The organism is [Mycoplasma] falconis (assembly GCF_006385795.1).
Taxonomy (GTDB): Bacteria; Bacillota_I; Bacilli_A; order Mycoplasmatales; family Metamycoplasmataceae; genus Metamycoplasma; species Metamycoplasma falconis.
The window spans coordinates 38109-56608 of record NZ_VFSS01000002.1; the positions used below are offsets into that span (position 1 = coordinate 38109).

General features: G+C 28.8%; 16 protein-coding genes and 1 other RNA gene. 8 read left to right on the forward strand and 9 right to left on the reverse strand.

What is annotated here, in order from left to right; all coding sequences use genetic code 4:
• Nucleotides 1-6: 6 nt before the first annotated feature.
• The 5 genes from FJO69_RS06610 to ftsY form a co-directional block, all read right to left on the reverse strand.
• Nucleotides 7-975 (reverse strand): phosphatidate cytidylyltransferase, encoded by a 969-nt coding sequence (locus tag FJO69_RS06610; RefSeq protein ID WP_140781110.1) that lies wholly within the window; start codon nucleotides 973-975, stop codon nucleotides 7-9.
• A 112-nt stretch (nucleotides 976-1087) separates the two neighbouring features.
• Nucleotides 1088-1639 (reverse strand): ribosome-recycling factor, encoded by a 552-nt coding sequence (locus FJO69_RS00820; protein WP_140781111.1) that lies wholly within the window; start codon nucleotides 1637-1639, stop codon nucleotides 1088-1090.
• Nucleotides 1640-1648: 9 nt separating this feature from the next.
• Nucleotides 1649-2374, reverse strand: a complete 726-nt coding sequence (gene pyrH, locus FJO69_RS00825) for a UMP kinase (RefSeq protein WP_211333775.1) — start codon at nucleotides 2372-2374, stop codon at nucleotides 1649-1651.
• Nucleotides 2375-2454: 80 nt separating this feature from the next.
• Nucleotides 2455-2679 (reverse strand): sigma factor-like helix-turn-helix DNA-binding protein, encoded by a 225-nt coding sequence (locus FJO69_RS00830; protein ID WP_140781113.1) that lies wholly within the window; start codon nucleotides 2677-2679, stop codon nucleotides 2455-2457.
• Nucleotides 2679-3734, reverse strand: coding sequence for a signal recognition particle-docking protein FtsY (ftsY, locus tag FJO69_RS00835; protein ID WP_140781114.1), 1056 nt, complete (start codon nucleotides 3732-3734; stop codon nucleotides 2679-2681). Before ftsY ends, FJO69_RS00830 begins: the two co-directional genes overlap by 1 nt.
• A 71-nt stretch (nucleotides 3735-3805) precedes the next feature.
• On the opposite strand from ftsY, the gene FJO69_RS06615 reads away from it, so the two are divergent.
• Nucleotides 3806-5440: an MATE family efflux transporter gene (locus FJO69_RS06615; RefSeq protein ID WP_140781115.1), complete on the forward strand. Its 1635-nt coding sequence runs from the start codon at nucleotides 3806-3808 to the stop codon at nucleotides 5438-5440.
• 37 nt (nucleotides 5441-5477) lie between these two features.
• On the opposite strand, the gene FJO69_RS06620 is transcribed toward FJO69_RS06615, so the two are convergent.
• The 4 genes from FJO69_RS06620 to FJO69_RS00860 form a co-directional block, all read right to left on the reverse strand.
• Nucleotides 5478-8363: a cation-translocating P-type ATPase gene (locus FJO69_RS06620; protein WP_140781116.1), complete on the reverse strand. Its 2886-nt coding sequence runs from the start codon at nucleotides 8361-8363 to the stop codon at nucleotides 5478-5480.
• Nucleotides 8364-8475: 112 nt separating this feature from the next.
• Nucleotides 8476-10218: an APC family permease gene (locus tag FJO69_RS06625; RefSeq protein WP_140781117.1), complete on the reverse strand. Its 1743-nt coding sequence runs from the start codon at nucleotides 10216-10218 to the stop codon at nucleotides 8476-8478.
• A 199-nt stretch (nucleotides 10219-10417) separates the two neighbouring features.
• On the reverse strand, nucleotides 10418-12247 hold the full coding sequence (gene pepF, locus FJO69_RS06630; protein ID WP_140781118.1) for an oligoendopeptidase F: 1830 nt from the start codon (nucleotides 12245-12247) through the stop codon (nucleotides 10418-10420).
• Nucleotides 12247-12765 carry an adenine phosphoribosyltransferase gene (locus tag FJO69_RS00860; protein ID WP_140781119.1) on the reverse strand — a complete coding sequence of 173 codons (519 nt, stop codon included), beginning with the start codon at nucleotides 12763-12765 and terminating at the stop codon, nucleotides 12247-12249. The genes pepF and FJO69_RS00860 overlap by 1 nt, the downstream gene beginning before the upstream one ends.
• 81 nt (nucleotides 12766-12846) lie before the next feature.
• Between FJO69_RS00860 and rnpB the strand changes: the two genes are divergently transcribed.
• From rnpB to FJO69_RS06645, 7 genes are all read left to right on the forward strand, one after another.
• An RNA gene (gene rnpB, locus FJO69_RS00865) (RNase P RNA component class B) lies at nucleotides 12847-13139 on the forward strand.
• Nucleotides 13140-13233: 94 nt separating this feature from the next.
• The gene (locus FJO69_RS06635; protein WP_140781120.1) at nucleotides 13234-13980 is read left to right on the forward strand and encodes a DNA-processing protein DprA; all 747 of its coding nucleotides are present in this window, start codon (nucleotides 13234-13236) and stop codon (nucleotides 13978-13980) included.
• 66 nt (nucleotides 13981-14046) lie between these two features.
• Nucleotides 14047-14763 carry a purine-nucleoside phosphorylase gene (deoD, locus tag FJO69_RS00875; protein ID WP_140781121.1) on the forward strand — a complete coding sequence of 239 codons (717 nt, stop codon included), beginning with the start codon at nucleotides 14047-14049 and terminating at the stop codon, nucleotides 14761-14763.
• The gene (locus tag FJO69_RS06640; RefSeq protein WP_140781122.1) at nucleotides 14763-16058 is read left to right on the forward strand and encodes a thymidine phosphorylase; all 1296 of its coding nucleotides are present in this window, start codon (nucleotides 14763-14765) and stop codon (nucleotides 16056-16058) included. The genes deoD and FJO69_RS06640 overlap by 1 nt, the downstream gene beginning before the upstream one ends.
• Before the next feature lie 10 nt (nucleotides 16059-16068).
• Nucleotides 16069-16731, forward strand: a complete 663-nt coding sequence (gene deoC, locus FJO69_RS00885; RefSeq protein WP_140781123.1) for a deoxyribose-phosphate aldolase — start codon at nucleotides 16069-16071, stop codon at nucleotides 16729-16731.
• A 2-nt stretch (nucleotides 16732-16733) separates the two neighbouring features.
• Complete coding sequence (upp, locus tag FJO69_RS00890; protein WP_140781124.1) at nucleotides 16734-17363, forward strand: uracil phosphoribosyltransferase; 630 nt, start codon at nucleotides 16734-16736, stop codon at nucleotides 17361-17363.
• 174 nt (nucleotides 17364-17537) lie between these two features.
• Nucleotides 17538-18500 (forward strand): Cof-type HAD-IIB family hydrolase, encoded by a 963-nt coding sequence (locus FJO69_RS06645; protein ID WP_140781125.1) that lies wholly within the window; start codon nucleotides 17538-17540, stop codon nucleotides 18498-18500.

Sequence of the window (18500 nt, forward strand, 5' to 3'; positions counted from 1 at the left end):
ATCTCCTTAAATCATTAATATTAGTGATGTTGCGATTGAAACAAAACAAACAGCATCAAAACGGTCCATTAAACCACCGTGTCCTGGTATTAGTTTTGAAAAATCTTTAATATGAATAATTCTCTTAATAAATGAAAATCATAAATCACCAGTTATTGAAATAGCTGGTAATAAAATAACAGCAACTGTAAATTGTTTTCAATTATTTAAAAAAGTAAAAGTTGGGTTGGCTGTTAGTTTCCCTAAATATAAAGCAATAAAAACAAACAAAGCTCCCGCTAGATAACCAGTTATAGCTCCTTCTCAGGTCTTATTAGGACTTATTCTAGGAGAAAATTTTCTTTTAATAATTTTTTGACCTAATAATCTACCACCAAAATAAGCGGCAGTATCACAAACAATTGGAATTATTAAAATACAGAATAAGTAATATAAACTAGCTACGTTATAAATAAATAGTAATTTACTCATTAAATAAATTAATAAAACTGAGGTTATAGTAATAAAATAACTTTTTAAAAATAAAACAGGGTCTCTATCAAATTTTTTAGCATTAATTAAAAAAATTAAACTTATTGAAATAAAAATTATTGATAAAGATAAAGCAAATTGATTAGTATAAAAATCTGGTTTAATTAAAATCAATTTAATAATTGCAATAGTTTGTTCAATACTTAACCCTCTATTTTCGGTTATTCAAAAAGGCGTATTATTTAAAGCTAAATTATCTATTGAATATCATTGCATCGGAAATACCCAAAGCAAAGCCCCAATAATAACAATTAAAATGTTTCAAAAATTATTTAGTTTATTTCACTTAATAACTTCGTATGTTGCCCATGCTCCAAATAATAAATAAAAGCCTACACCCACAACTTTTCCGGTCAATCCGCCAAAGTAGGTTAAAAAGAAAAACGGAATAATTATTGCAAATAAAATAGCAGCAGATTTGGCTCGAAGAGAAACATTTTTCATAGTTTTATTATTATATTATTTAATAATAAAATATTTAAAACAAAGCGTTTATTATTTACTTAATTATTTAAAAAATAAAAAATAAAAATATGCGTTTTTACGCATATTAATATTAAATTGTCATCAAATCTTTTTCTTTTTCTTTTTGCATTTCGTTGATTTTTTCAATGCTTTTATCAATTTCTTTTTGAATATTATCTAAGTAGTTTTTTTGTAAATCTTCTGATAGTTCGCTGTCTGCTTTAATTTTTTTATTAATGTCTTGACGAGCTTGTCTTACACCTACTCTAGCTTGTTCGGTAATTTGACCTAATAACTTAGTCATTTCAACCCTTTTTTCAGTTGTCATTTGTGGGTAAGTTAATCTTAATTGATGACCTTCGTTTGCTACACTAACGTTTAATTTGTTATCCATAATAGCTTTTTCAATAGTTTTTAGCACAGCCATGTCATATGGTTTAACAATCAATTGTAATGGACTAGCAATACTAATTGAAGCAATTTCTTCAACACTAATTAATGAATCGTAATAATTAATTTTAATTTTATTAATTAGAGCGGGGTTAGCTTTACCGGCTGCTAATTTTGTCATTTGGTTTTCAAAGTTGTTAATAACTTTACTTAATTCTTCTTCTAATTCCAATTGATAATAACTTAATTCCATATAATCTCCTTATTTTTTATTTCTTGAAATGGTTGTGTTAGGTATTTTGTTTTCAATAGCTCTAATTAAGGCGTCTTTTTCATTAATATCAAAAATAATAATATCAATATTATTTTCTTTGGCCATAGATGCAGCAGTTTGATCCATTACTTTTAAATCTTTTTCTAAAAGTTCATCATAAGTAATAGTTTCAAACTTTTTAGCATTTGGGTTTACTTTCGGATCACTATCATATACACCATCTACATTATTTTTACCCATTAAAATAGCTTCCGCATTAATTTCTGATCCAAATAAAGTTGAAGCTGTATCAGTGGTAAAAAATGGTCTTCCAGTCCCGCCAGCAAAAATAACAACTTCGCCATCTTTTAAGTATTTTTTGGCTTTTTCATTAATATAGACTTCACAAACTTTTGGGTCCATTGTTAATGAAGATAATACCCGAGAATTTAATCCATTTTTTTCAAAACCAGATTGTAAGGCTAGGGCATTCATTGTTGTTGCTAACATTCCAATATAATCAGCTCTAACTCTGTGAATTCCATTTTTAGCAGCAGATGTTCCTCTTCAGAAATTACCACCACCAACAACGATTGCTACCTCTGTACCTTTACTAATTATTTCTTTTAATTGAATAGCAAATTTTTCAACTAGTTCATAGTCAATAGCTAAACGTTTTTCTTTATTAGCTAAACCTTCACCAGAAAGTTTTATTAAAACTCTTTTGTACGACATTAAACTACCTCTTTATTTTTTAGTCCTATATATTTTATATTAAAGATTAAAAATCATCAGCATTTTATAAGAAAGGTCAATTAATTATTATTAATTTTTTTACTAATATCTTTTAATTTCAGCTTTGCTTTTTTAACGGCGTCATAAGCTCCTGATCTTGTCATAGCAAGCTCTTCACCAATTTCTGAATATGATAAATCTTCAATTAAATGAAGATGCAATGCTTGTTTTTGAGATTGAGCTAATAGATCTCCATATTTTTCATATAAAGCAATTATTTCATTTCTTTCTTCTAGGGTTTCCATTATTCGTTTAAGCCTTTCATTAGTCCATAAATATAAGAATCTAAATCAAATTCAGCTAAGTCTTCTATTTTTTCACCTAATCCGATATATTTAACTGAAAGCCCGATTTCATCTTTGATAGTAAGAACAATACCACCTTTTGAAGTACCATCCATTTTAGTTAAAACAATTCCACTAAGTGGTGTAGCTTCACCAAAAACCTTGGCTTGCATAATACCATTTTGTCCTGTTGTTGCATCTAAAACTAAAAGACTTTCATGAGGCGCACCAGGTATTTTACTTTCTAAAACTTTATTGATTTTAGCTAATTCATTCATTAAGTTAACTTTATTTTGTAATCTACCGGCAGTATCGATAATTAAAACATCATAATTTTCGTTTTGAGCTTTATCAATACCTCTATATACAACAGCGGCAGGGTCTGTTTCGTTAGCGTTAGGTTTAACAATATCAGCACCTACTCTGTTAGCTCAAATTTCTAATTGTTCTACTGCGGCAGCTCTAAAAGTATCGCCTGCAACAATTAAAACTTTATGCCCTTCATCTATTAATTTTTTAGCTATTTTGGAAATTGAAGTTGTTTTACCAGAACCATTAACGCCGACAACCAGCATAACATTTAATCGATCTTTTTGAATGTTTAAAGTTGTATCTACGATTGAGTTAGAAGTATAAATAGTAAATAGTTTATCAGCAATAATTTCTGAAATTAATTTAGGGTCTTCAATGTTTTCATTTTTAACTTCTTTTTTACATTCATTAATAATGATTTGAACTAACTTAATTGAAATATCGCTCATAATCAGAATTTCTTCTAAATCTTCAAAAAATTCTTCATCAATCTTATTATGTTTATTTTGCAATTGTTTAATAGATTCGGTAAAAGATGAATTAGATTTAGATAAACCAGCAATGTAGTTGTTAAGTTTATTTTTCTTTTTTAATTCTTTTTCTAATTTCTTTTGTTCCTTAGCATCCAATTTAGCTTGTTTTTTAGCTAATCTTTCTTCTTTAGTACCAAATAATTTGTCTTTAAGATTTGATCAAAAACCCATAAGACCACCTTTCTTAAATAATATTTATTAAATTATAATTTAAATTATTTTTAATATAAAATTAAAAAACTATGCAAACAACGAAAAATAAGCAAAATTGAATAAAAAATTTGTTTAAAATTAATGATTTTAAATATATTTTTAAATTAACTTTGCCACTATTTATTCAAACGTTTTTCTTTGCTTGTGTTGCTTTAATTGGTTCTTTAGCTTCAACAATATATAACAAAATTTATCATTTAGATGGATCATATAACGGTGCTTATTTTTACACTTTTTCTAAAATAATTTCAGTATATAAAGTAATTACTTTTATTCCTTTAATTTATCAACTAGGAGTTTTGGTTTTAGTATCTAATGTATGGGGTCAAGATAAAAAAGATGATATACCTAAAATTCTTTGGTCTGCATTTTATATATCTTTAATTATTAATACGATTTGTTACTTTATATTATTTGGCATTGCTCCTATTGCTTTAAAAGCTGCGGGTGTTGCAGATAAGCCTATTATTGGTTTTAAAAACAAAGATGATTACCGACTTTATCTTGAAAATTTTAGATTAGCGGTTTCAAAAGGGATTTCAGAAACAGAAGCAAATAGCTATTTATTTAATTTAAGGGATTTAAATTCTTTTGATACTAATTTATTTTCTGGTATTAATCAAGCAAACAATTATTATGTAATAGAAAATTCGGAAGCTAAATTTGCTATTCAATTTTTAAGAATTACTTCAATTGATATTTTTACTTTTTCAATAGCTACAATTTTAACTTCTTCTTTACAAGCTATTGAAAAAAATAAATATGCCATTATTGGTGTTATTGTAAGTATTGTTGTTAGAACTACTTGAACTTATACAATTATGTTTGCACCGAAAAATAATTCTTTTGTTATTTTGGTTAGTTTAGAAACAATAATTGGTTCAATCACTACAGCGGCTATCTCTTATATTTTTGTTAGAAAATTTATTCTTAAAAACCACAGTATTAAATTTAAGCAATCTTGGAATAATAAATATGTTAGAGAAACATTAAAATTAGGTTTCCCTATTGCCTTAGAAACCGGAATTTGATATATAGCACAATATTTTATTGCAGCAGCTATACCTTTTGGCGGCGGAGAAGATCAATATATTGGATTATGAAGAGCTGTGAATAATACTTATGACATTTTCAATTCCTTTGTAATGGCTTTAAGTTTTGTAACTAGCGTTGTTGTAGCAACCGAAATTGGTAAACAGGATTTTGATAAAGCTCATGATTTAGGAGTCGACGCCTTAAAAATTGGTTTTTGAGGGCAATTAGCTTTTTCTATTTTAGGAGTTATTTGCACTTGACCAGCTTTAAGGATTTATTCAATTCAAACCGAAACCATTAATAAACTCGGTTATACGATTATGGGTTTAATGATGCTAAAGGCTTTATTCGACATTGGCAATTTAACTACTTTAAGAGCCTTATGAGGTGTAAACGACGTTTGAATGCCAAATTTAGTTGCCTTAATTACTATGATTGGTGTACAACTATCTTTTGTTTATTTAATTGGAATGATTCAACATACAAAACCAATGGCAGAAAAATTAGCTCAAGAAAGTTATTTAATTTTAATTGTTGCTGTTACTTTATTAGATCCTATATTTAGAACCATTTTATTTAATTTAAGATGAAAAAATAGAGCTTGGATGAAGTATGCTAAAAAATTATAAAAAGTGAACTTGATTGGTTCACTTTTTTACATATTAATTAAATATTTTTATTTAGTTTGTTTTGTTTTTTAAATTGTTTATATTCCTTGGGTGGAAGTATCAATCTAAAAGCTTTAGGTCCATGATCTTCGTTTTTATTTTTAATTAATAAAATAATTTTATGAATAAAGAAAAATGGAACTAAAACAAAAGGTAATCCTAAACCATAAGCCACGAGTTGTGGATGTTGAGCCAAATTTTCGATGCAATTAAATACTAAAGCAATTTTAGAAACAAAAGCAACTAATAATAAAAAGCTTAAAGAAAATAATACTGATAAATAAACTTTTCAATAAAATATCGGATTTGACATAATAATAGGTTTTTTAGACATTAAATTAATTGAGTTAAAAGTTGCAGTAATACCTAATACTAAAAATCCCATTGTTGAAGCAGATTTTAAAATATCTAAATTATTTTTAAAAGCGTATAAAGCTCCTAAATAATAAGCAACAATTGATAAGATTCCTACTAATAAACCTTGTCAAATAGTATTTCAACCCATACCGTTAGCAAATATTGATTCATATTTTGATATCGGTCTTTTATTCATATAGTTTTCTTTTGATTCTTGTAAACCAAGAGCAATAGCCGGAAAACCATGAGTAAATAAATTAATTCATAAAAGCTGAGTCGCTGAAAGAATATAAATTTGTTCTCCATTTAATTTAGCTTGTCATCCAGCACCTGAAAAAATAGCTTGGAAAATAAATAAACCAATAAAAACGAAAATAATTTCAGCCACTGAAGTAATTAATAAACTTTGAATTACATTTTTAATTTTTTGATAAATTGAACGACCGCTTTTAACAGCTGAAACAATTGTAGCAAAATTATCATCAGCTAAAATCATGTTAGAAGCTTGTTTAGAAGCTTCGGTTCCTGTTATACCCATCGCACATCCAATATCACTAGCTTTTAAAGCTGGAGCATCATTAACACCGTCTCCAGTCATAGCAACTACTTGTTTTCTGCTTTGTCAAGCTTTAATGATTCTTAATTTATCTTCTGGTCTTACCCTAGCGTAAACAGAATATTTTTCAATATTGTTTGCTAATTTTTCATCAGATATTTGATCTAATTCAACACCATTAATAGTTAAATCACCTTCTCGATAAATACCTAGTTGTTTAGCTATTGCGGTTGCTGTATTAATATTATCTCCAGTTATCATAATAGGTTTAATACCAGCATCTTTACAAATCTCGATAGCTTCTTTTGCAGTTTCTCTAGGAGGGTCGATCATTGCGACCATACCTTGAAACTCTAAATTACTTTCTAACAATTTTTCTATTTCTTTATTATCTAAATTATCTAATTTTAGTAAATCTTGATTGTTTAAAGTCTTTGAAGCTATAGCTATAACTCTATAACAACTTTGAGCTCAATTATTATTTACTTCATAAATATCTTTTAATTGATTGTTATTTAAATTAATGCTTTTACTTAATATAGCTTCTGGTGCTCCTTTAACGATAACAACATTTTTTCCATTAATTTTATTAACAGAAGTCATTAATTTACGGTTTGAATCAAAAGGTATCACTTTTAAACGAGAATATGTATTTTCTAGTTCTTGTTTATATTTATTTTGCTCTTCTAATTTGTATAAAAACGCGATTTCAGTCGGGTCACCTGTTACTTTTATTTCATCATTTGTTTTAACTAGGTTTGCTTCAGAACAAAGAGATCCATACTCGATTAATTTATCAAAATTATTATTTCAACTATGACTTGATTGTGTAGTTAACCCGTCATAAGCATCGACAATAGTCATTTTATTTTGTGTTAAAGTACCGGTTTTATCACTACAAATTACAGCACAACTCCCTAAAGCTTCAACAGCCATCAAATCTTTAACAATGGCATGTTTTTTAGCCATTCTTTGCACACCAATTGAAAGAATAATAGTTGAAAAGGCTATTAAACCTTCTGGTATAGCAGCAACTGCTAATGAAATACCATTTACTAATGTTGAAGATCAAAAAGCTAAATTAGTAAATGATTGTCTAAATGCAGCTTGGAAAATTATTTGAACTAAAACACTTAAAATAAATAAAGCAAGACCAGCATAACCGAAAATTTTGCCTAATTTATTTATTTTTATTTGTAGAGGGCTCATTGCCTCTTCTTGCTTATTAACCAGTTTAGAAATTTTACCTAATTCAGTTTGAGAACCAATATTTGAAACTACAAAATAAGCAGTTCCACTAGCTACAACAGAAGATGAATAAACCATAAATTTACGGTCTGCCATAGGTAAATTTAAATCTACTTTGGCGTTGTAATCTTTTTCTGATGGTTCTGATTCACCAGTTAAAGAACTTTCAATAACCGATAAATTAGAGCTAAATTTTAAGTAACCGTCGGCAGGAATAACATCTCCCGCTTCAACCATTACAATATCTCCAATTGTTATATCACTAGCGTTAATAGTTATTAAATTACCATTACGAACAACTTTGGATTGCAACGGTTGTAATTTTTTAAGAGCATCAATAGCTTTTTCACTTTTAATTTCTTGCACAGCACCAATTGCCGAGTTAGTTAAAACTACAAATAAAATAATTGAAGGTTCAATAAACTCAATTAATAAGCGATAATTATCTTTCTTAAAGTCTCAATTACTTTGAACCCCACTAACAATAGCTAAAACATAAGAAATTAAAGAAGCTGCTAAAAGAATAATTACTAACAGGTCTTTAAATTGTTTTAAATAGGTTATAAAAGGGTTAACTTTTTTAGCTTGACTTATTTCATTAACTCCATATTTTTGTTGTCGTAAAGCAACTTCTTGATCAGAAAGTCCTGATTTTAAATTAGTTTTTAATAAACTTTCATCTATAACAATATTTTCTTCTTCTTTATTTATCTTTTTTTTCATTAAGGTTACCTCTTACTAAATTTACAATATTTAATTTTACACTGTTTTTAAATTAATAAGAAAACAAGCACTCTTAGCGAGTGCCTGCATCTTTATTTATAACAGTTTTTAATTATATACGAGCTTCAGCGTAACCTTTTAGAACTAAGTCGTTAAGTTCTGCTTTTTCTCTAATTAATTCTAATCTGCATGGGCATCATTCTGGTGCTTCACATGGGCAGTATTGTCCGTTTAGAATTCTGTCATATTTAACTTTGTTATGTTTTGCAATCATTCTTTCGATTGGGGTTGCAGCAAACATAATAATTAAGTATAGAACGAATAGTAATGAAGTAACAACGTGACCTACTAGGGCATCTTTTGCTCCTTCTTCGCCATTAATGTATTGTGGAACTACAATTCCAATTGAAATAAATGGATCTAGAACCATGAATGAAACAACAGTTAAGATCATAATAACTGATGTGTATCCAGCTCAGATTGTGTGTTTGTTTTCAACAACAGCGATAAAGTGTTGTTTTCTATTCTTGATTGCTCCAAGAATAGCACAACAAATGAATGCGAATGCGAAAACAGCCATTCAGTTAGCCATCAAGTCTGAGAATGTTAATAGGTTGTCGATCTTGTATCCGTAGTAGTCTCCAACACCTCATCCAGCAAAGTAGCCGTATGATCCAATTAATGTAAAGATTAACATAAATGGTAGTGATAGTGCTAATACGAAGATTGCTCCAACGATAGGAGTTTGGCTATGTTTCATGTATCTGTAAGCTCTTACAGGAATGAACATTTCTCCTTCTTTTACTAAGTCTTCAACTCAACGAGTTGCTCAGATTGTAAATCCGTTAACGATACCTAAGATACCGATTGAAATCATGATGTTGATGATTCCAAATACTCATCCAGCTTTATTTGCTGCTAGTAAATCACCAAAACCATAGAAGTCACCTTGTGGTAATCCTTCTTTTGAAGCTCCACCTAATGTCATTGATGCTGCTATTAAAATGTAAATAGCTGTCATTGATAATAGACCAATAACTAGTGCAGCTGGGGTTTTCTTAGGATCTTTCATTTCTGATTGCATACCAGCGGTTACGTAGAAACCATCAAATGCAAAGAAGATTCCACCTAGTGCTGAGAACACTGTTAAGAATGGTGTTAAACCTAAGAATGATTGTGATTTAGCGTTAAATAAATCTGATGTTTGAACTGAGTGTCAAATAACGTTATTTGTTTCGTTAAATCCGTGTGTTCCATTAACTTTGAATGCTAAGAATACAAATCCAATGATTGTAACTGCTACTAATGGAACAAATTTTACTGAAGTAATAATTCAGTTTTGAATGTTACCTGCACGTGAGCTTAATCCAGCTGAGAAAACCATTCAAACTGTGATTGCTAAACCGATAGCGAAGTAAATTCATGGTGCACTTGTTGTGCCACCGAAGTTAGGGTCTGCCCCTGTGAAACCGTTAATACCATCTTGGAATTGAACGATTACATAGTAAGGCATAAAGAAGTAAGTAAATGGTAGGTATAGATAAGTCATAAAGAACTTAGTACCTTTGTAGATGTATAAGGTATTAAATGCTTTGGTTCAACCGATCATACCTAAGTTATCATTACGTCCTGATGAAACTTCGATAAGAGCTAGTGCCATTGTAACAACGGCAAAACCAGCGATTAATCAAACAATAAGTGCTCAAACAACGTTGTAGGCTGATGCTTGAAGAACTTGTTTAGATCTTAAGAAGATACCCACACCGATTGCAGAACCCATAACTATTAAAATAGCTGAAAAGAAACCAATCTTTTTCTTAGGGCTTGAAGTAACAACTAATTGTTCATCTGCCATCTCTAATAGATTCCTTTCTAAAAAATATAAATTCGAACATTTTATAGATACACCAACAAAAACTGTCTCATAAAGATGTATCCATGCTAATTATATAGAATTTAAGCTGTTTAATAATATTAATTACTGAGAATTCAATATAAAATAAGCCAAAATAACAAAAAATCAAGGATATAAACCCTTAATTTTTGTTTAAATATTATTTAAAAATCTTCTTTCCTAATTCAGTGTATTTGTTCACTTTTTCTTCTAAAAGTTTAAATGCTTGATCATAAATTGACTCTGAATAAATATCAATCCCTGCGTTTAATAATATCTTGGCAGGTCAATCTATATCACCAGCACTTAAAAATTTATCAACGTAATCTTTTAAAGCTTGGTCGCCTTGTTCTTTATATTTTTGAAAAAATGCATTAGCTACTATATAACCTAAAGCGTATTTGTAAACATAGAAATGATAATAATAATGAGGTACATAAATAGCTGCTACGTTTGAAAGATCTCCCACTTTAACCTTAGCTGGATCAAAAGCATATTTTTTAGTTACGTCTACATACAATCTTTCAAGAGCTTCGTAGTTATTATATGGTTCGTTTTTATCAATAGCTTCATATAGTTCATATTCGTAATTAGATCATTGAGTTTGTCTTAAAACTGTTCCAATAAAATCATCAATACTTTTTTCTAAAATAAAGAATTTTTCTTTATCTGTTTTAGCATTTTTAAATAAATAATCGCTTAATAAAAGTTCGTTAAAAATAGAAGCTATTTCAGCCAAGAAAATTGGATATTGACTTCTTAATGGGTTTTGATTTTTGCTTGAATAATAACTATGCATTGAATGACCCATTTCATGGCACAAAGTATTAACAGATTCTAAAGTATAATCTCAATTCATTAAAATATAAATTTTATCTAAACCATATGCTCCACCGATTGAATAGGCTCCCGATCTTTTGCCTGGTACGTTATGATAATCTACTCAATTTTCTTTAATAGCTTTTTGTACTACTTGGTGATAATCGTAAGACATAATTTTAGTTATTTCTTCTAAAATCTTTTGGCCTTCTTCAACTTCAAAATGATCTTTAATGTTTACAAGATTCATAGCAGCATCTCATTTTTGCATTTTTTTGTTAAATTTCTTTTCAAAAAATGCTTTATGAGCCTTATAGAATTTTCTAAAAATGTTTATATTCTTTTGAACTGAACTATAAATAACTTGTAATAATTTTTTATCAACATGATCTGCCGATAGTATTGAATCTAGCGTTGAAGGATATTTACGATATAAAGCATTAACTGATAATTCTTTAATATGTTGATATAAAGTTTTAGATAATGATTGACGATGTTTGTAATATCCACCAAAATAATTTAAATATGTTTCTTTTCTAACTTTTTCGTCTTTATGTTTAGCTAATTGTCTACGAGTTCCGTTAGTAATTTTATATTTCATACCTTTTGATGAAGTTGCATAACCAAAATCAATTTCACTGTCAGTAATAACACCAAAAATCTCTTCTGGCGAAGGGTTTCCAATTGCTGTATCGTTTAAATAAGTTTCAACATCGTCTGATAATTTATGATTTAAATTATCTAAAATTGCTTCTAAATCTTTTTTAACATCTTTAAGTTCTGGTTCATTTAATCATTTTTCAATTTTTTCTCTATTTTTAGCAATTCTATTAGTTTCAGAACCTAAACGTTTTGCATATTCAGCATTTTTATTTTCAAAAGTAGTTAATAAAACATTATATTTTTCATCAACAACATTAATGCATAATCAATTAGTTAAATAATTACTAATTCGATTACCTAAAACTAACATTTCTTCGTCTAACTTAATTGACGCAGCATAATCTTTTAATGAATTATATTTAGAATCTTTGACAGCAATAATCTTGTCAAATAAAGCAAAATACTCTTGCTCTAATTTTTCATAAGTTTTACCTTTTAAAATGTCTTCTAAATCTCATTTGTATTTAGATTCAACTTCTTTATAAGAGTTATATTTCTTAATAGCCATTATTCTCCTTCTTCTACATAAATTAGATTTTCAATTTGATAAGGTAAACGTTTTCTAGCTTCAGGAAAACCTCCTAGCTCCATTAAAACGATAATTTTTTCAACAATTACACCTTGATCTTCTAAAAGTTTAGTAATCGCTTCAAGAGTTCCTCCTGTAGCTAAAACGTCATCGATAATAACTGCTTTTTGTCCTTTTTTAACAATGTTTTTTTGGATTTCTAAAACATTTCTACCATATTCTAACCCATAAGCACATTGAATAGTTTCACCAGGTAATTTACCCGCTTTTCTAACCATGATGAAAGGCTTATAAAGTTTAGCTGCTACAGGGGTTCCAAATAAGAAACCTCTAGCATCTGGTCCAACAATAATATCAGCATCTTTTGCCATTTCTGCCATTTTTTCAATTGTATAATGTAAAGCTTCTCCATTAGCTAACAACATTGATATATCTTTAAATTTAATACCTTCTTTAGGAAAGTTTTCTACTGTACGTATTAATTGTTTTAAATTCATAATTTAAATTTTATATTACTTTAAATATTTAAAAGCAAATATAGCTTAATCTTAAAATAATAAAATCGTGTATAATCTTTTAAGCACGGCTAACTGCTGCAATTTATTGCAGAGGAAAATCCGCTCTATCACTTGCTGCGATGCAAGTAGTGTTCATACTAAACCTAAGAAGTTTAGGCACCAAAAGGTGACGACTAGTGCAACAGAGACGAGCTTATTAAGTTAAGATGCAACGATGTAAACTCTATGAGATAGAAACCCAAATTTTGGTAGGGGAACCTCAGTAAGGGAATCAAACTAAGCTGGGGATGTCTAAAAAGGCATAGATAAATAGTTAGCGCTGTTTTTAACAGTACAGAAAGCGGTTTATAGTGTTAAGGAGCTGTTTTGCTCCTTTTTATTTTCCTTATTTTTTCGTAATTTAGCAATTTTATTTAAGCTTAATAATTTAATTAAATTGAGGTTAATATGAAAGAACTGTTATTATTTTTTACTAAAAAATATAAAGGTAATTGAGTTGATATTTATAAGGCAATTAGTAATAAGGAAAAATTAAACGAGGAAGAATACCAAGAAGCTATAAATCTATTTGAACATACCAAAAACTACATTTCAATTATTGATGATAATTATCCTATTTGTTTTAGCAATCTAGATAAACCACCTTTTGTTTTATTTTATAAAGGCAATATTGAACTTTTAAATGCTAAAAATAAAATTTATTTAACAAGTAATTTTAAAAATGATATTTATAAAAACACTTTAGAAAAAATTGATATTTTAAAAGTTAAACATGATTGCGTTTTCGTTTCTTTTGCTTGAAAAGGAGAAGAACTAGAAATATGTGAAAAATTAATTAAAAATAATCGTAAATTAATTTTAGTTTTGCCTTGTGGTATTAAAGCTGCTAAAGATTTATTTCCTGAATTTATTTTTAATGAAAATGTTTTATTATTAAGTGAATATTGAGACGATTATCATCCGACTAAATTGGCTTTTTATGCTCGTAATCGTTTGTTAACTGCTTTGGCTAATAAAATGATTATTATTTCGTCAAAAGAAAAAACCTTATTTAGAATTGTTGACGAATTTTTAGCTTATGGCAAGGATATTTATTGTTTTCAACCGTCGATAAACGAAATTAATAATACAAACAAAGATTTAATAAATTATGGAGCTACAATGATTACTAATTTAAATGAAGTTATTAATTAATAACTAAATTTTTCTTTATATTAAAATTATAGTTGTATGTAGATTTTAATATTAAAGGAGAATTTAATGACACCACATATTAATGCAAAAGATGGGGCATTTGCTAAATTAGTATTAATGCCCGGAGATCCTTTACGTGCAAAATTTATTGCTGATAATTTTTTAGAAAATGTTGAACTAGTTTCTAATGTAAGAAATGTATTTATGTATACAGGATATTACCAAGGAAACAAAGTATCAATATGTGCTTCTGGAATGGGAGTACCTTCCATTGGAATTTACTCTTATGAATTATTTTCAGAATATGGAGTAGAAGCAATTGTTAGAATTGGAACAGCCGGATCATTTAGAGAAGATATTAAAAACTTTGAAATGGTTTTAGCAGAATCTGCTTACTCACAAAATACTCCATTTAGAGCTAACTTAATTTTAGGAGATAATAATCCAGTTGCTCATCCAGATAAAAATTTAAACGAATTAATTAAAAATAACGCTAAAGAACTTAATATGAAAGTTCATGAAGAAAGAATTTTAACCGAGGACGCCTTTTACTCAGCTATTCCAATGGAAGAAAGAGTAAAAATGTCAGGTGGTGCTGTATGTGTTGAAATGGAAGCTTATGCTTTATTTACCGTAGCTGAAAAATTAGGTAAAAAAGCCGCTACTTTATTAACCATTTCAGATAACTTAGTTACAAAAGAATTTACAACCAGTGAACAAAGACAAACCGCTTTTAAAGAAATGATGAAATTAGCTTTATCATTAGCGAAAGATTTTCAATAATGCGTATTATCGATATTATTAATAAAAAAGTAGATAACCAAAAGTTATCAAAAGAAGAAATAAGTTTTTTTATAAACGGTTATGTAAATAATGAAATTCCTGATTATCAAGCTTCTGCTATGTTAATGGCAATTAGACTTAATGGATTAAGTGATGAAGAAACAGCTTATTTAACTGATAGTATGATGCATTCCGGTGAAGTTTTAGATTGAAGCTTTTTAGGCAAAACTATTGTTGACAAACACTCAACCGGAGGGGTTGGAGACAAGGTAAGTATTGCTTTATGCCCTATTTTAGCTGCGTTAGGATTAACGGTAGCTAAAATGTCGGGAAGAGGTTTAGGACACACCGGCGGAACCTTAGATAAATTAGAATCTATCGAAGGCTATAACTTTTTATTAAGTGATCAAGAATTTAAAGATGTTGTTGAAAAACACAACATTGCTATTGTAGGCCAAAATACAAAATTAGTGCCAGCCGATAAAAAGATATACGCTTTAAGAGATGTTACTGCAACAGTCCAATCAATACCTTTAATTGCTTCTTCAATTATGTCTAAAAAATTAGCTACGGGTTCAAACTGTATTTTACTTGATGTAAAATGCGGAAATGGCGCTTTTATGAAAGACATTGATCAAGCCAAACAATTAGGCAAATTAATGATTGAAATTGGTAAAGCTTTAGGTAGAAAAATTGCTGTTGAAATAACTAATATGGAACAACCTTTAGGAAGAACTATTGGGAATAAAATAGAAGTTTTAGAAGCAGTAGAAACTTTAAAAGGTAATGGACCAAAAGATTTTACCGAAATAGTTTACTCATCAGGCAGCACTTTATTGATGCTAGCTAATAAAGCAAACAACGAAGAAGAAGCTAGAATGATGATTAAAAACGTTATCGATTCTGGCGAAGCTTATAATAAATTTAAAGAATGAATTAAAGCCCAAGGCGGAAAAGTAGAACTTGTAGAAAAAGAAGGATGATTTAATCCGGCTTATAAACATGAAATTAAAGCTGCTGAAAAAGGCTATTTGAAAATAAAATCAGCAATTGATTTTGGTTTAGTAGCTATGAAACTTGGAGCAGGTAGAGCTAAAAAAGAAGACAACATTGATTTTGAAGCAGGAATTTATTTAAATAAAGCTTCAAATGATTATGTTGAAAAAGGCGATACATTATTTACACTTTATTCTTCAAAACCTATAAATGTAGAATTAGAAAAAGAATTAATTAATGCAATAGAATTTAGCGAAAATAAATTTGATATTAAAGAAGTTTTTGCCAAACTTTATTAAAAGGAAAGATATGAATTTAAATAAATATATTGATCACACAAACCTTTCACCATCAGCTACTCACAAAGACATCAACAAGTTAATTGATGAGGCAAAAAAATATGATTTTAAATCTGTTTGTGTTGCACCTTCATATGTGAAATACGCAAAAGAACAACTAAAAAACACAGACGTTTTAGTTTGCACTGTAATTGGTTTTCCACTAGGATATAATGCAACCAGCGTTAAAGTATTCGAAACCAAAATAGCTATCGAACACGGTGCTGATGAAATTGATATGGTTATTAACGTTGGACGTTTTAAAGAAAAACAATACGAATACGTTTTAAATGAAATTAAAGCAATTAAAGAAGCTTGCGGAAACAAAATTTTAAAAGTTATTGTTGAAACTGCTTTACTAACTAATGACGAAATAGCTAAGATTACAGAAATAGTAAACCAATCAGGAGCAGACTTTATTAAAACTTCAACCGGTTTTTCATATCGTGGAGCATCATTTGATGATGTTAAAATAATGAACGAAAAAAGAAATGAGAAATTATTAATTAAAGCTTCGGGTGGAATTAAAAACCAAGAAGATGCTTTAAAAATGGTTGAATTGGGAGCAGATCGTCTTGGTACATCAAAATCTGTTGCAATAATGGAAGGAACAGAAGCTAAAGGTGGTTATTAGTTATGCTTAAAATATATCAACATCCATTAATTGACTCTAAACTAACAGCAATGAGATCAGTTAATACTAAACATCAAGATTTTAGAAGAAACTTAGAAGAAATTTCGTCTTTGATGGTTTACGAAATGCTTAGAGACTATCAAACCAAACCTATAAGTATTACAACTCCTATGGGGATGGAATATATTGGACAAACTTATAATAAAGAAATTGTTATCATTCCTATCTTAAGAGCAGGTTTAGGGATGGTAAACGGTATTTTAAACCTTGTTCCAGAGGCTAGAGTGGGACATATAGGTATGTATAGGAACGAAGAGACAGGTAAAGTGGAAGAATACTTTTTCAAAATACCTGACGTAGCTAAGGATAGTTATGTAATTATTGTTGATCCTATGTTAGCAACCGGTCGTTCCGCCTCAGATGCTATTACTAAGATGGAAAATTTAGGATTTACAAATATTAAATTAGTTTGTCTTGTTGGTGTTCAAGAAGGGATTGATAAAATTCAACAAGAACACCCAGATGTTGATATATATTTAGCAGCTAAAGATGCAATCTTAAACGAACAAAAATATATTCTACCTGGCTTAGGAGATGCTGGGGATCGTATTTTTGGGACAAAAGATAAATAATAAAAATAATTTAACAGCGATAAAAATGTTTTATTGCTGTTTTTATTTGCAAAGTTTTTAAAAAATAAAGCAATAAAATTCGCTTATTTTTCTTAAAAATCAACACAATTTAAAAAGAAAAATAAAATTAAATAAAGTAAAATTAATTTGTAAACATTTTAGAAAGGAATGAAAATGGCTTACAATAAAGATTCAAATCAAAGAAGATTTTTATTTGCTTTAGACTTAGACGGTACTTTATTAGCCGACTCAGGTGCTGGAACAATTCACCCAGAAACTGAAAAAGCTATCAAAAGAGCTGTCAAAGAAGGACACATCGTTTCAATAATTACTGGTAGACCTTGAAGATCTACAATGCCAATTTATGAAAAATTAGGATTAAACGCTATTGTTGGAAATTACAACGGAGCGCACATCCATAACCCAGCAGATCCTTTCTTTATTCCAACTATTTCATATTTAGACTTAAATGAAGTTTTATATATTTTAGGAGATGAAAAAGTTAAAAAAGAAATTTCAAATTATGCAATCGAAGGACCAGACTGAGTTCAATTAATGCACCGAGATCCTAACTTGGAAAAAGTTTTTGGATTTAACCAAGCAACTAAATTTAGAGAACAAATAAATTTAGAAAAACTACCTTTAAAACCTACTGGAATTGTTTTTGATGCTAAAAAAGACACTAATGTTGTTGAACTTTTAACATATCTAAAAAGAAGATACGGAGATCTAGGAGAGTTTTCTTCTTGATCTAAAGGAGAAGGTTTAAGCCCTGTATTTGACATTACATCTATTGGTGTCGACAAAGGAAAAGTTATTTCATTAATGATGAGATATTACAACATCAACATTGATGACACAGTTGTTATGGGAGATTCATATAACGACGTAAGTATGTATAAAATAGGAAATGTTGGTGTTGCTCCTGCTAACGCAGAACCTTTAATTAAAGAACTTTCAACCGTTGTTATGGATAAAACAAACAAAGAAGGTGCTGTTGGTTATTTCATTAATGCTTTCTTAGATAATCCAGAAGAATATATCGAAATGGGACGTCAAAGAAAAGCAGAAGAAGCAAAAAAATTAAAAACAGTTAAAGCAGATAATTTTTATAATAAAAAAGAAGAAAAGAAATAA